General features: G+C 69.7%; 14 protein-coding genes. 5 read left to right on the top strand and 9 right to left on the bottom strand.

The window, feature by feature from the left end; translation table 11 throughout:
• The 4 genes from hcp to EDC29_RS13190 all read right to left on the bottom strand — a co-directional run bounded on the left by hcp (window position 1) and on the right by EDC29_RS13190 (window position 3,711).
• Complete coding sequence (gene hcp / locus EDC29_RS13205) at window positions 1-1,296, bottom strand: hydroxylamine reductase (protein WP_132230266.1); 1,296 nt, start codon at window positions 1,294-1,296, stop codon at window positions 1-3.
• Between the two features lie 120 nt (window positions 1,297-1,416).
• A complete protein-coding gene (locus tag EDC29_RS13200) occupies window positions 1,417-1,995 on the bottom strand; it encodes a DUF302 domain-containing protein (protein WP_123141112.1) in 579 nt (192 codons plus the stop codon).
• A 140-nt stretch (window positions 1,996-2,135) separates the two neighbouring features.
• The gene (locus EDC29_RS13195; RefSeq protein ID WP_123141113.1) at window positions 2,136-2,516 is read right to left on the bottom strand and encodes a c-type cytochrome domain-containing protein; all 381 of its coding nucleotides are present in this window, start codon (window positions 2,514-2,516) and stop codon (window positions 2,136-2,138) included.
• A gap of 310 nt (window positions 2,517-2,826) precedes the next feature.
• Window positions 2,827-3,711 (bottom strand): phosphoribosylaminoimidazolesuccinocarboxamide synthase, encoded by an 885-nt coding sequence (locus EDC29_RS13190; protein WP_123141114.1) that lies wholly within the window; start codon window positions 3,709-3,711, stop codon window positions 2,827-2,829.
• Window positions 3,712-3,817: 106 nt separating this feature from the next.
• Here EDC29_RS13190 and EDC29_RS13185 point away from each other — a divergent pair, with 106 nt between their 5' ends.
• The gene (locus tag EDC29_RS13185) at window positions 3,818-4,204 is read left to right on the top strand and encodes a RidA family protein (RefSeq protein WP_123141115.1); all 387 of its coding nucleotides are present in this window, start codon (window positions 3,818-3,820) and stop codon (window positions 4,202-4,204) included.
• Window positions 4,205-4,329: 125 nt separating this feature from the next.
• A complete protein-coding gene (mltB, locus tag EDC29_RS13180) occupies window positions 4,330-5,412 on the top strand; it encodes a lytic murein transglycosylase B (RefSeq protein ID WP_123141116.1) in 1,083 nt (360 codons plus the stop codon).
• A 7-nt stretch (window positions 5,413-5,419) separates the two neighbouring features.
• Here mltB and EDC29_RS13175 read toward each other — a convergent pair whose 3' ends face one another.
• Window positions 5,420-5,836: a secondary thiamine-phosphate synthase enzyme YjbQ gene (locus EDC29_RS13175; RefSeq protein ID WP_132230264.1), complete on the bottom strand. Its 417-nt coding sequence runs from the start codon at window positions 5,834-5,836 to the stop codon at window positions 5,420-5,422.
• Window positions 5,837-5,949: 113 nt separating this feature from the next.
• On the opposite strand from EDC29_RS13175, the gene recG reads away from it, so the two are divergent.
• Window positions 5,950-8,064: an ATP-dependent DNA helicase RecG gene (gene recG, locus EDC29_RS13170; RefSeq protein ID WP_123141118.1), complete on the top strand. Its 2,115-nt coding sequence runs from the start codon at window positions 5,950-5,952 to the stop codon at window positions 8,062-8,064.
• Between the two features lie 175 nt (window positions 8,065-8,239).
• Complete coding sequence (gene ubiA / locus EDC29_RS13165; RefSeq protein ID WP_123141119.1) at window positions 8,240-9,142, top strand: 4-hydroxybenzoate octaprenyltransferase; 903 nt, start codon at window positions 8,240-8,242, stop codon at window positions 9,140-9,142.
• Here the strand turns inward: ubiA and EDC29_RS13160 are convergent.
• From EDC29_RS13160 to EDC29_RS13150, 3 genes are read right to left on the bottom strand one after another with little or no spacing between them, the layout of a single operon-like run.
• Complete coding sequence (locus tag EDC29_RS13160) at window positions 9,127-9,660, bottom strand: hypothetical protein (RefSeq protein ID WP_123141120.1); 534 nt, start codon at window positions 9,658-9,660, stop codon at window positions 9,127-9,129. The genes ubiA and EDC29_RS13160 overlap by 16 nt on opposite strands.
• A 44-nt stretch (window positions 9,661-9,704) precedes the next feature.
• Window positions 9,705-10,451, bottom strand: coding sequence for a HesA/MoeB/ThiF family protein (locus tag EDC29_RS13155; RefSeq protein WP_123141121.1), 747 nt, complete (start codon window positions 10,449-10,451; stop codon window positions 9,705-9,707).
• Between the two features lie 40 nt (window positions 10,452-10,491).
• Entirely contained in the window at window positions 10,492-10,902 is a 411-nt protein-coding gene (locus tag EDC29_RS13150; RefSeq protein WP_123141122.1) for a hypothetical protein, read from the bottom strand.
• A gap of 208 nt (window positions 10,903-11,110) precedes the next feature.
• Here EDC29_RS13150 and EDC29_RS13145 point away from each other — a divergent pair, with 208 nt between their 5' ends.
• Window positions 11,111-11,920, top strand: a complete 810-nt coding sequence (locus EDC29_RS13145; RefSeq protein WP_123141123.1) for a lysophospholipid acyltransferase family protein — start codon at window positions 11,111-11,113, stop codon at window positions 11,918-11,920.
• On the opposite strand, the gene prmC is transcribed toward EDC29_RS13145, so the two are convergent.
• Complete coding sequence (gene prmC / locus EDC29_RS13140) at window positions 11,873-12,739, bottom strand: peptide chain release factor N(5)-glutamine methyltransferase (protein ID WP_200189272.1); 867 nt, start codon at window positions 12,737-12,739, stop codon at window positions 11,873-11,875. The genes EDC29_RS13145 and prmC overlap by 48 nt on opposite strands.
• Between the last annotated feature and the right edge of the window lie 2 nt (window positions 12,740-12,741).

Genomic DNA, 12,741 nt, shown 5'->3' with positions numbered 1-12,741 from the left:
TCAGGCCGCGGCCAGCGCGCGCGCCAGATCGCCCGCGGGGTCCTGGCCGGTCAGGCGCAGGTCGTAGCGCTGCTGCAGGATCGCGAACACACCGGGGGTGATGAAGGCCGGCGGGTTGGGGCCGAGGGTGATGCCGCGCACGCCAAGATGCAGCAGGCTCAGCAGCACCGCCACCGCCTTCTGCTCGAACCAGCTCACCACCAGGGTCAGCGGCAGGTCGTTGATGCCGCAATCGCAGGCCTCGGCCAGCGCGGCGGCGACGGCGATGGCGCCATAGGCGTCGTTGCACTGGCCCATGTCGAGCAGCCGCGGCAGCCCCAGGTGCTCGCCGTAGTCGTGGTCGCGGATGCGGTACTTGCCGCAGCCGAGGGTGAGGATGAAGGAGTCCGGCGGGGTGGCGCGGGCGTAGTCGGTGAAGTAGTTGCGCCCCTTCTCGGCACCGTCGCAGCCGCCGATGACGAAGAAGTGGCTGATCGCGCCGGACCTGACCGCCTCGACGAGGGTCGGTGCCTGATCGAGCAGCACCTGGCGGTGGAAGCCGATGGTCGATTCGCCGGCGGGCGCCTCGGGGCAGGGCGGGCAGGTCAGGGCGGCGGTGATCAGCGCCGAGTAGTCGCCATCGGGGAGACGCCGGGCGTTGGGGACGCCGGTGGCGCGGATGGTGTAGAGCCGGTCGCGATACTGCTCGGGCGGGATCAGCACGCAGTTGGTGGTGGCCAGTACCGGGCCGGGGAAGGCGGCGAACTCTCGCTTCTGATCCTGCCAGGCGCCGCCGTAGTGACCGGCCAGGTTGGGATGATCGCGCAACTTCGGGTACATGTGCGCGGGGAGCATCTCGCCGTGGGTGTAGACGCGGATCGCGGTGCCCTCGACCTGGCACAGCAGCTCCCAGAGATCGAGCAGATCGTGGCCGGTGACGAGGATGCCGGGACCGGCCGCGGTGCCCTCGCGCACCCGGCTCGGGGCGGGGGCGCCGAAGGTCTCGACATGGGCCGCGTCGAGCAGCTCCATCACCCGCAGGTTCATCTCGCCGCAGCGCAGACAGTAGTCGAGCAGCGCCTCGGGGTCGAAGTTGACGTTGGTCATGGTGACGAACAGCGCCTCCTCGATGAACGCCGAGACGGTCTCGTCGTGGTGGCCGAGGCGGCGTGCGTGATGGGCGTAGGCGGCCATCCCCTTGAGGCCGTAGAGCAGGGTCTCCTGCAGCGACTGTACGTCGGCGTCCTTGCCGCAGGTGCCGGGCGAGTTCACGCAGGCGCTGTTGCGGAAGGTCTGTTCACACTGGTTGCAATACATGGGGCGATCTCCTGTGGGCGGACGGGACCTGTCCCGCGTCTCACTGACGGCGGGGACGGGCGCAGTCTCGTCCGCTCTCGTCGATCGCCCCTTGATGGAGGTCAAATCCGTCCCCGTGGATCAGAACTCGCCGACCGCCGCCCCCTGCATGATGCTCCAGATGATGTCGCGCACCCGCGTGGCCGACTGCTCAAGCTCCGGGGGGAGCGGGCGACCGCCGTGGATCAGCAGGTCGAGGTTCATGCTGTAGAGGTGTAGCCGTCCCTCGGCGTCCTCGACCAGGGCGATGCGACAGGGCATGAAGCCGCTGTACTCGTTGCGGTGCTCGAGCATCTGGCGCCCGACCCGGGCGTCGCAGAAGGAGAGGAAGTTGACATAGCGATAGGGCTCGCCGGTGATCGCCTCGATCTGCTGATAGAAGGGCGATTCGCCGACGAACAGCAGGTTGTTGGAGACGGCGAGGCTCTTGAGCGAGTCGACGACGTCCTCGGTCGCGAGCCCCTCTTCGACGGGGACCGACCACATCATCGCCATGCCGGGGTCGCCGGTCGCGAGCAGACGCTGGCCGAACTCGGCATAGACCCGGGGTGCGCCGGGGTCGAAGGTCGCGAGGATCGGCGCCAGTCGTGCGGCGCCATAGCCGATGGCGAGCAGACAGAGCACCCCGAAGATGGCAAACAGGTTGCGGGCCAGTCTCATCCATATCCCTCCATTGACGAAGGGGCCCCTCGCGGGACCCCGAGACGCCCGTCCGGTGGGGACGGGCGCATGTGCTCAAGATGGGGTGGGGGCCTGAGGCCCGGTCCCGTGCGCGCCTGCGGCGAGCCGGACTGGAGGGGTCAGCGCTCGGGCGCGCCCTGCTCGATCCAGGTCTCGACAAGCGCGACCTGCTCCGGTGCGAGTGGATCCTTGCCGTGGGGCATGCGGATCGATTGATCGACCTCGCCGGCGAGCAGACGGTAGAGGCTGCTCGAGAGCGCATCGCCCGGCACCACCACTGGACCGAACTTGGTGCCCTTCATCAGGGTGTCGTAGGAGACGACCTGGAAGCCGCTGGCCTCGGCGCCCGCGCCGCCCGGCAGGTGACACTCGACGCAATGGGTCTCCAGCAGTGGTTGGATGTGCATCTCGTAGGTGATGCGATCCTGCTGCCCGCAGCCACCGAGCACCAGCAGGGCCGGGAGCCCCATCATCGCGATCGTGCGGATTCGACTGGTCATCGCCCTCTCTCCTTCGTTGACACGACACGGCTCGTGCCACCAATGCTCCTGGCCTGCCGTGTTCGCCACGCTGGTCGAGGGTGTTCCGCCCCTGGATGCCGACCGCTCACCGTGCAGTTCGACGGCTTGCCCCCTGATGAATCATCGGTGGGCACGGGCCACTGACAATTGCCCCGTTGATTCTAATGCTAGTCGACTCCCGGCCATCGACAAGGTGTGTGATACCGGCCTAGGTCAGCTTTTCGTGCCCCGCTGGTCGGGGCTGGGCTTGGACGACGGGGGTGTGGGATCACCCCCGGGGAGGGCGGACTCAGGCGCCGGTCAGGCGCTGCTCGGCCTCGAGATACTTGGCGGCGGTGCGGTCGATGATCGACTGCGGCAGCTCCGGCCCCGGCGGGGTCTTGTCCCAGTCGAGGGTCTCGAGATAGTCGCGTACGAACTGCTTGTCGAAGCTCGGCGGGCTGGTGTCCGGGCGGTACTCGTCGGCCGGCCAGAAGCGCGAGGAGTCGGGGGTGAGCACCTCGTCGATCAGGTGCAGCCGGCCCGCCTCGTCGAGTCCGAACTCGAACTTGGTGTCGGCGATGATGATGCCGCGTTCGCGGGCATAGGCCGCGCAGCTGGTGTAGATGGCGATGGCGGTGTCGCGCACCTGCTCGGCCAGTTCGCGACCGAGCAGCTCGACGGTGCGGGCGAAGTCGATGTTCTCGTCGTGATCGCCGATCTCGGCCTTGGTCGAGGGGGTGTAGATCGCCTCCGGGAGCTGGTCGGCCTGGCGCAGGCCCTGGGGCAGGGCGATGCCGCACACCGCGCCGGTGGCGCGATAGTCCTTCCAGCCCGAGCCGATCAGGTAGCCGCGCACGATCGCCTCGACCGGCAGCGGCTTGAGGCGGCGTACCACCATGGCGCGCTCGCCGAGCGTGGCGAGTGTCTCGGGGTCGGTGATCACCGCCTCGACCGGGATGTCGGAGAGGTGATTGGGGATCAGGTCGGCGGTGCGCTCGAACCAGAAGTTGGAGACCCGGGTGAGCACCTCGCCCTTGCCCGGGATCGGCTGCGGGAGCACCACGTCGAAGGCCGAGAGGCGGTCGCTGGTGACCACCAGCAGATGATCCTCGCCGACGGCATAGATGTCCCGGACCTTGCCGCGACCGAGCAGCGGCAGTGTGGAGATGTTCGATTCGTAGAGCGCAGGCATGACGGTTGATCCCAGAACGACAAGGCTGAGATTATAACGATTTACGCCGCTTCGTGGGCCATCCCCGACGCCCGTCGGCGCCATCCTGAGCATCTGAGGTCCTTCGATGAACAAACGCGTCATCTCCACCGATCAGGCCCCCCAGGCCATCGGCACCTACTCGCAGGCGGTGCGGGTCGGCGATACCGTCTATCTCTCGGGCCAGATCCCGCTGGTCCCCGAGACCATGACCCTGGTCGAGGGCGACATCGAGGCCCAGGTGCGGCGGGTCTTCGACAATCTCACGGCGGTTGCCCGGGCCGCCAACGGCACCCTCGCCGACATCGTCAAGCTCAATGTCTTCCTCACCGATCTCGGTCATTTCCCGGTGGTCAACCAGGTGATGACCGAATACTTCTCCGAGCCCTATCCGGCGCGCGCCGTGGTCGGGGTGGCGGCCCTGCCCAAGGGGGCCGGGGTCGAGATGGATGCGGTGATGGCCCTGGCCGACTGAACCGCCCGGCGCCGACGCGAATGGTATTCGCGCGATCCTGGCATACCATTGGCGGTAGCGCCCGCGGCGCGATCGGTCGCCAGTCCATTCCTTTCCTTCAACCTCAGCCATCAACCGGGTCTGCCATGCATCGCATCGCCTTCGTCCTCGCCCTCTGCGTGCCGGTCCTGGTGGCCGGCTGCAGCGCCAGCGCCCAGCAGCGCGTCGCCCTCGACCCCTTCTCCAGCGGTGTCCTGCCGGTGGCGGCCGACGCCGAGGTGCGCGGCGACTTCGCCGCCAGCGATGCGGCCGCGCGTTTCGTCGCACGCATGGCGCGGGAGCACGACTTCGCCCCCGAGGTGCTCGCCGGGCTGCTCTCCGAGGCGCGCCGCGAGCAGTGGATCATCGAGCTGATGGACCGTCAGGCGCCGCGCGCCAAGCGGGCGCCGAACGGGGCCTGGACGCGCTATCGCGGCAAGTTCGTCACCGCCGACAACATCGCCGGCGGCGTGCGCTTCTGGCGCGCCCACGCCGCCACCCTGGAGCGTGCCGGGGCGCGCTACGGCGTGCCGCCCGAGTACATCGTCGCCATCCTCGGGGTCGAGACACGCTACGGCGGCTATGTCGGTACCACCCGCACCCTCGATGCCCTGGCCACGCTCGCCTTCGCCTATCCGCGCCGCGCCGACTACTTCACCGGCGAACTCGAGGCCTTCCTGCTGATGGCGCGCGAGTCCGGGGTCGATCCGCGCAAGCCGCAAGGCTCCTATGCCGGTGCCATGGGGCTGGGACAGTTCATGCCCACCAGCTTCCAGCGTTACGCGGTCGACTTCGACGACGACGGCGTGCGCGATCTCTGGGACCCGACCGACGCCATCGGCAGCGTCGCCCACTATTTCAAGGCCCACGGCTGGCGCGCCGGCGCGCCGGTGACGATGCGCGTGCGGGTGAGCGCGGGGCAGGGGATCGGCGCGCTCAAGACCGGCTTCACCAGCGCCCACAGCCGCGCCGCGCTGCGTGCCCACGGGGTCGATCTCGACGGCGTGCCGGGACGGGGGCGGCTGAGCCTGCTGGCGCTCGATGCGCGCGGTGGCACCGAGTACTGGGTGGGGTTCGAGAACTTCGGGGTGATCACCCGCTACAACCGCAGTACCTATTACGCCATGGCGGTGCACCAGCTCGCCGCGGCCGTCCGTGCCCGTCACGGCGCGGCCCTGGCCGGGCGTTGAGCGCGTCTCAGACCCCGTTGAGGGTGAGGGTGAGTCGGCGCCGCTGTGCGCCGGTGCGGTGCTCGTAGAGATAGACCCCCTGCCAGGTGCCGAGCGCGCAGCGTCCGTCGCTGATCGGGAGGGTCAGGTCCATCTTGGTGAGGATGGCGCGCAGGTGCGCCGGCATGTCGTCCGGGCCCTCGGCGGCATGGGTATAGACCGGGTCGCCGTCGGGGGCGAGCCGGGCGAGGAAGTGCTCCAGATCGTGCCGGACCGAGGGGTCGGCGTTCTCGCACAGCAGTAGCGAGGCACTGGTGTGATGCACGAAGACGTGGCAAAGTCCAGTAACGATGGCGCTCTGGCACACTCGTTGCTGAACCGCGTCGGTGATCTCGTAGGTGCCGCGACCCCGGGTCGCGATGCTGAGGCGGTGTTGTTCGATCATCGGCGAGGGGCTGCTGGTCTCCGGGTCCAGTGACGAAGGTGGGGTCGCGGCGCCGTACAGCGACGGGCGCCATGTACGGGGCCCGCGCGGCGATTAGAGCAGACAGCAGCGCCTTGATTCAAACCGTACCAGATCACAAGCCTGACGACACCGAGGCGCTCGACCAGATCCCGGTCGAGCGGTTGCACCGTGTCGGGCCCCGGGTGGCCGAGCGCCTGACCCGGCTCGGTATCCACAGCGTCCAGGACCTGTTGCTGCACCTGCCGACCCGCTATCAGGATCGCAGTCGCGCGGTGCCGCTCGCCGAGCTGCGGGTCGGCCAGGAGGCACTGGTCGAGGCCGAGATCGGCGAGGCCGGGATCGCTCTCGGGCGCCGCCGCTCGCTCAAGGTGTGGCTCACCGACGGTGGACTCGGTGCGCTGATGCTGCGTTTCTTCCACTTCGGCAGTCAACAGGTCTCGGCGTTGCGCCCGGGGGTACGGCTGTCGTGCTATGGCGAGGTCCGTCAAGGACCGCGCGGCCTCGAGATGGTGCACCCGGAGTATCGCATCCAGGGCGCCGGGCAGGAGGGGCTCGAGCCCGGACTGACCCCCGTCTACCCCGCCACCGAGGGGTTGAACCAGGCGTCGCTGCGCGGACTCACCGAGCAGGCCCTGGCGCTGCTCGAGACCCGCGCCCCGGCCGAGTGCCTGCCTGCCAGCGTGCTCGACCCTCTGGGTCTGCCGACCTTGAGCGAGGCGCTGCGCTATCTCCATCGCCCGCCGCCCGAGGCGACCCTGGAGGCGCTGGTCGAGCGCCGTCACCCGAGCTTCCAGCGCCTGGCCTTCGAGGAGCTGGTGGCGCACCAGGCGAGTCTGCGTCAGTTGCGCGAGACTCAGGGGACGCAGGTCGCACCGCCGCTCGCCGGTGACGGTGCGCTGCGCGCGCGGTTGCGTGCGCGCCTGCCGTTCTCGCTGACCCCGGCGCAGGAACGGGTGGTCGGCGAGATCGCCGCCGATCTCGCGCTGCCGCGACCGATGCATCGGCTGTTGCAGGGCGATGTCGGCGCCGGCAAGACGGTGGTCGCCGCGCTCGCCGCGCTGCAGGCGATCGAGTGCGGACATCAGGCGGTGCTGATGGCCCCCACCGAGCTGCTCGCCGAGCAGCACCACCGTACCCTCGGGGGCTGGCTCGACGAGCTCGGCATCACCACGTTGTGGCTGACCGGTCGTCACAAGGGGCGCGAGCGCGCCGAGCTGCTGGCGCGCATCGCCTCGGGCGAGGCGCGACTGGTGGTCGGCACCCATGCGCTGTTCCAGGACGAGGTGCGTTTCGCCGAGCTCGGGCTGGTGATCATCGACGAGCAGCACCGCTTCGGTGTCCACCAGCGCATGCGGTTGCGCGAGAAGGGCGGGGGCGAGGGGGCGCTGGCCCACCAGCTGATCATGACCGCCACGCCGATCCCGCGCTCGCTGGCGATGACCATGTACGCCGACCTCGATCTCTCGGTGATCGACGCCCTGCCGCCGGGGCGTCAGGCGATCACCACGGCGGCGGTGCCCGATGCCCGCCGCGACGAGGTGATCGAGCGGGTGCGCGAGGCCTGTGCCCAGGGGCGTCAGGCCTACTGGGTCTGCACCCTGATCGAGGAGTCGGAGGTGCTCGAGTGCCAGGCCGCCGAGGAGACCGCGCGTCAGCTCGCCGAGCGCCTCAGCGGGCTGCGCGTGGGGTTGGTGCACGGGCGCATCCGTGGCGCCGAGCGCGAGGCGGTGATGGCCGCCTTCGCCGCGGGCGAACTCGACCTGCTGGTGGCGACCACGGTGATCGAGGTCGGGGTCGACGTGCCCAACGCCAGTCTGATGATCATCGAGAACCCCGAGCGCCTGGGGCTCGCCCAGCTCCATCAGCTGCGTGGCCGGGTCGGGCGCGGCGCGGTCGAGAGCCACTGCCTGCTGCTCTATCGTGCGCCGCTCTCGGCAGTGGCGCGCGAGCGCCTGGGGATCCTGCGCGCTACCAACAGCGGCTTTGAGATCGCCGAGCGTGATCTGGCGCTGCGCGGTGCCGGCGAGGTGCTGGGCACCCGCCAGACCGGTGCGGTGCAGTTCCGTATCGCCGACCCGTTGCGCGACCAGCAGCTGCTGCCCGCCGCCCAGCAGGCCGCCGACCTGGTGTTGAGCAGCCATCGCGGGCTGTTCGAGCCGCTGGTGCGTCGCTGGCTCGGGGATCGCGTCGACTACGGTCGCGCCTGAGCCGCATCGATCGCCCCCGGCGCGGCTGTGCGATAATCGCTCCACCTGCGGACGATGCCGGGGCCCGTCTCCCGTGGCCGCCTCGTCGCGACCCCTGCCGACCGTCCCGTCCTCTGTCGTACCGACGGGGGCATCGTCGCCAATGTCACGAATCAGGTGAGAGTCGACCTGCGATATGAGTCTTCAAGAGGTAACAGCCAAGGCGCTGCGTCCCGCCTTCTGGCGTGAGCGGCTGCATGGATACATGCTGCTGGTGCGGTTCAATCGGCCGATCGGCAGTCTGCTGCTGATGTGGCCCGCGCTCTGGGCGCTGTGGTTCGCCGGCGCGGGGCAGCCGCCGTGGTCGATCGTGCTCATTTTCGTCCTCGGGGTGGTGCTGATGCGCTCGGCCGGGTGCGCGATCAACGACTATGCCGATCGCGACTTCGACGGTCATGTGCGGCGCACCAACCAGCGCCCGCTGGCCACCGGCCTGGTGAGCGCGGGCGAGGCGCTGGGGGTGTTCATCGTCCTCTGTCTGGCCTCCTTCGGCCTGGTGCTGCTGCTCAACTGGCAGACGATCGCGCTGTCGGTGGTGGCGGTGGCGCTGACCGCGCTCTATCCCTTCATGAAGCGCTATACCCATCTGCCGCAGCTCTTCCTCGGCGCCGCCTTCGGCTGGGCGATCCCGATGGCCTTCACCGCGGTGACCGGGACCATCCCCTTCTATGCCTGGGTGCTGTTCGTCGCCACCCTGATCTGGGCGCTGATCTACGACACCCAGTACGCCATGGTCGATCGCGAGGACGACCTCGAGATCGGGGTCAAGTCCACCGCGATCCTGTTCGGGCGCTGGGACCGTGTCATCATCGGGCTGTTGCAGCTCATCATGCTGGCGCTGTTGTTGTGGGTCGGTATGGCCACCGGGCGCGGTGGCTGGTACCTGCTCGGGCTGGCCGCCGCCGCCGGGCTGGCCCTCTATCAGCAATGGCTGATCCGCGCGCGCGAGCCCGACCCCTGCTTTGCCGCCTTCCTCAATAACAACTACTTCGGCATGGCGGTGTTCGTCGGGCTGGTGCTCGACTACGCGCTCGGTTGAGCCTCGCCCTCGATCCGTTGTTGTGCGATCGGGGCGGGATGGCGCGCCACCACCCAGGCCGGTAGCCGCGCCTCGTGGGCGTGGTAGAGGGCGTCGGACTCGACGATCACCAGCACCAGCACGGTCGCCATCACCGGCAGGATGCCGGTGCCGGCGACCAGCGCCCACACCGCCTCCTTCATCATCCCGCCATAGGTGTAGCCGACCCAGCCGAGGGTCGCGCTCGCCACCAGCAGTGTCAGCATGGTCAGGAAGATCCGGCTGCGGCGCGCGCATACCTGCCAGTGACACATCACGTACCAGGGGTCGCGCCCGCGGGCGCGGCGTGCCCGCCACAGGATGAAGCCGAGGATGGCGAAGGAGATCGTCGGGATCAGCGCCAGCAGCCAGGGGAAGCTGCCGGCGATGCCGCCGATGGCCACCGTCATCAGGATGTGGTTGCCGATCAGGTTGGTGAGAAAGAGCTCGTGCGGCACCTTGGCGCGGCGGAGTTCGTCGGGGCTGACTGCGAATCGCATCTGAGGGGTCTCCGGCTGCGGGGCCGCGCGAGGCGGCCTGCTGGTCATCCGTGCCCGCCGCACACCGGGCAGTCGGGATCGGGGGGGAGGGTCAGGCTGCGCCACTGCATGCGCAGCGCATCGAGCAGCAGCAGCCGACCGAACAGCGGCTCACCGATGCCGGTGAGGATCTTGATCGCCTCGGTGGCCTGGGTGGCACCGATGATGCCGACCACCGGTCCGAGCACGCCGCGCACCGCGCAGCCCTCCTCCTCGCCGACCTCGCGTGGATAAAGACACTGGTAGCAGGGGCCGCCGGGACGAGCGGAGAAGGCGCTGACCTGGCCCTCGGTGCCGATCGCCGCGCCCGAGACCAGGGGGATGCCGGCGCTCATGCAGGCGGCGTTGATGGCGAAGCGGGTGGCAAAGTTGTCGCAGGCGTCGATCACCAGATCGACGTCGGCGATCAGCTCGGGCAGCCGGGCGGCGGTGGCGCTGCCCTTGAGTGGCACCAGCGCGACCTCGGGGTTGAGCGCCGCCAGCCGGGTCATCGCCGAGTCGACCTTGGGTCGGCCGACGGTGGTGCTGTCGTGCACGATCTGGCGGTGCAGGTTGGAGAGGTCGACGGCGTCGAAGTCGGCCAGGCGCAGCTCGCCGACACCGGCGGCGGCCAGATACATGGCGATCGGCGAGCCGAGGCCGCCGAGTCCGATCAGCAGCACGCGTGCCTGACGCAGGCGTCGCTGACCGTCCTCGCCGAAGCCGGGGAGCAGCATCTGGCGGCTGTAGCGTGGGTCTGGATGCGGGTTCATGGTACTGCTGCGGGCCGGCCCGGGCGGGTGTCGTGGCGACTCAGAGATAGCGGCGCCAGTGCTCGGGCCGCTGGTCGCGACAGCCGTGCTCGATCTGCGCGTAGCGCTTGGCGAAGACCTGCTTGAGACAGTTGCCCTTGCACCTGGGGTAGCCGAGATTGGCCCGCTGGGTCTCCTCTGTGTAGTGATAGAGCGCGCGCCTGACCTTGGGGAGCAGTCCGTTGTCGAGATGCAGCCCGAGCTCGCCGAGCGCCTCGTCGATCTCCTGCAGGGTGAGCTGGAGCACGTCGTAGCGTACCCGCAGCAGACAGGGCGAGAGCGCCTCGGTGGCGAGTACGCCCTCGACCTCGGCGAGGAAGGCCGCGGCGGTCGCGGCCTGATCGGGGTTCGGATGCAACTCCTGGAACGGGATCTCGCGCTCCTTGATACGGTCGACGTCGACGCTGTCCATAGTGGCTGCCCAATGCTAGTCGTGGTTGCGAAAGAATCAACCCGGGCGGACCGGTCGGTCGCGGCGGTGGCTATAATCGGGCCGCGTGTCGCCTGTTCCGACGGGTGACGATGTCGCGTCGGCGGCGCGCGCAGGGCCTGATCCCGGGCGTGCTGCCGGGTGCGACGGCCGTAGACCTGCTGTCCGAGAGATGGGAGCGGATTTGCCGATGTACAACGACAAGGCCGACCTGGGGGTGTGGCTGCGCAGCCTCCTGTTCTTCGTCCTCTACAACCTGATGGGGATCGTCCACAGCCTGATCTCGCTGCTGCTGGCGCCCTGGATGGATTTCGCGCAGCGCTATCGCTTCGTCAACCTGTGGTCGCGCGCCACCATGTGGTTGCTGCGCCGGCTCAACGGCATCGAGATCGTCGTCGAGGGGCGCGAGCACATCCCCGCCGGCGAGGCGGTGGTGGTGATGGCCAATCACCAGAGCCAGTGGGAGACCTTCTATCTGCAGCTGCTGGTCTCGCCGCAGGCCACGGTGCTCAAGCGCGAGCTGCTGTGGGTGCCCTTCTTCGGCTGGGGGCTGGCGCTGCTCAAGCCGATCGCGATCGATCGCGGCCGCCCGGTCAACGCCTTCAAGACCATCCTCCGGGTCGGGCGCGAGCGGCTGCGCGCGGGCATCAGCGTGGTGATCTATCCCGAGGGGACGCGCCAGCCGCCGGGGCGGATCGGGCGGTTCAACGGCGGTGGTGCCAAGCTCGCCTGCAAGGCCGGGGTGCGGGTGCTGCCGATGGTGCACGATGCCGGTCATTGTTGGCCGGCGCGCTCGCTGCTGCGCCGCCCTGGGCGTATCCGGCTGATCATCGGGGCGCCGATCGGTTGTGGCGACGGTGATCCCGAGCGGCTCAGCGCGCGGGTCGAGCAGTGGATGCGCGAGACCGCGGCGCGGCGGTTGGGGATGGAAGAGGGTCAGCCTGCGCCGCGATCAGCGGCGCCCGAGCGTGATCCGGTCGAGTCCGGCGAGGTCGTCTAGGGTTGCGACCTCGACGAGCCCGGCGCCGCCGAACAGCGCGCGCGCCGCAGCGCCCTGGTCGCAGCCGTGCTCGACCATCAGCCAGCCGCCGGGACGCAGACAGCGCGGCGTATCGGCGAGGATGGCGCGGATCGCCGCCAGCCCGTCGGCTCCCGGGGTCAGCGCGCCGGGGGGCTCGAAGCGCAGGTCGCCCTGGTCGAGATGGGGGTCGTCGCCGTCGATATAGGGCGGGTTGCTGAGGATCAGGTCGCAGCTCCCGGTGGCGACGGCCCCGAGCCAGTCGCCCGCGACCAGGTCGACGTCGAGTCCCAGGCGGTCGCGGTTGGCGCGTGCTACGGCGAGCGCCGCGCTGCTGCGGTCGGTGGCGGTGATCCGCCAGCGCGGGCGTTCGCTGGCCAGGGCCAGGGCGATCGCGCCGCTGCCGGTGCCGAGGTCGAGCACGGTGGCCGTGCCCGCCGGGCCGCGCGCCAGCGCGGTCTCGACCAGCAGTTCGGTCTCCGGGCGCGGGATCAGGGTGTCCGGGGTGACGTCGAGCTCGAGCGTCCAGAACGCCTGGGTGCCGCGGATGTAGGCGATCGGCTCGCCGTCGAGTCGACGTCCGAGCAGCGCGGCGAAGGCCGTGGCGGTGGCGGCATCGAGCGGGCGCTCGGGCCAGGCACGCTGGCTGGTGCGCGACCAGCCGCTGCACTGCTCGAGCAGCAGCTCGGCCTCGAGCCGGGCCGCCGCGCCGGCGAGTGCAGCCAGTGCGCCAGCGGCGCGGGTCAGGGTCTCGTCGGTGCGCTGCTCGGCGAAGGTGGCGGGGGAGGGCGCTCGGGCCACCC

The organism is Marichromatium gracile, from assembly GCF_004343155.1.
Taxonomy (GTDB): Bacteria; Pseudomonadota; Gammaproteobacteria; order Chromatiales; family Chromatiaceae; genus Marichromatium; species Marichromatium gracile.
Note: the sequence above shows the minus strand (reverse complement) of the source record. Positions and strands in the feature narration are given on the sequence as shown.

Coding starts and splice junctions, on each gene's coding strand:
- ubiA (WP_123141119.1), top strand. CDS start 8,240: ATGAGTCTTCAAGAGGTAACAGCCAAGGCGCTGCGTCCCGCCTTCTGG.
- EDC29_RS13160 (WP_123141120.1), bottom strand. CDS start 9,660: ATGCGATTCGCAGTCAGCCCCGACGAACTCCGCCGCGCCAAGGTGCCG.
- EDC29_RS13155 (WP_123141121.1), bottom strand. CDS start 10,451: ATGAACCCGCATCCAGACCCACGCTACAGCCGCCAGATGCTGCTCCCC.
- EDC29_RS13190 (WP_123141114.1), bottom strand. CDS start 3,711: ATGCCTGCGCTCTACGAATCGAACATCTCCACACTGCCGCTGCTCGGT.
- EDC29_RS13175 (WP_132230264.1), bottom strand. CDS start 5,836: ATGATCGAACAACACCGCCTCAGCATCGCGACCCGGGGTCGCGGCACC.
- EDC29_RS13150 (WP_123141122.1), bottom strand. CDS start 10,902: ATGGACAGCGTCGACGTCGACCGTATCAAGGAGCGCGAGATCCCGTTC.
- EDC29_RS13185 (WP_123141115.1), top strand. CDS start 3,818: ATGAACAAACGCGTCATCTCCACCGATCAGGCCCCCCAGGCCATCGGC.
- mltB (WP_123141116.1), top strand. CDS start 4,330: ATGCATCGCATCGCCTTCGTCCTCGCCCTCTGCGTGCCGGTCCTGGTG.
- EDC29_RS13145 (WP_123141123.1), top strand. CDS start 11,111: ATGTACAACGACAAGGCCGACCTGGGGGTGTGGCTGCGCAGCCTCCTG.
- EDC29_RS13195 (WP_123141113.1), bottom strand. CDS start 2,516: ATGACCAGTCGAATCCGCACGATCGCGATGATGGGGCTCCCGGCCCTG.
- hcp (WP_132230266.1), bottom strand. CDS start 1,296: ATGTATTGCAACCAGTGTGAACAGACCTTCCGCAACAGCGCCTGCGTG.
- EDC29_RS13200 (WP_123141112.1), bottom strand. CDS start 1,995: ATGAGACTGGCCCGCAACCTGTTTGCCATCTTCGGGGTGCTCTGTCTG.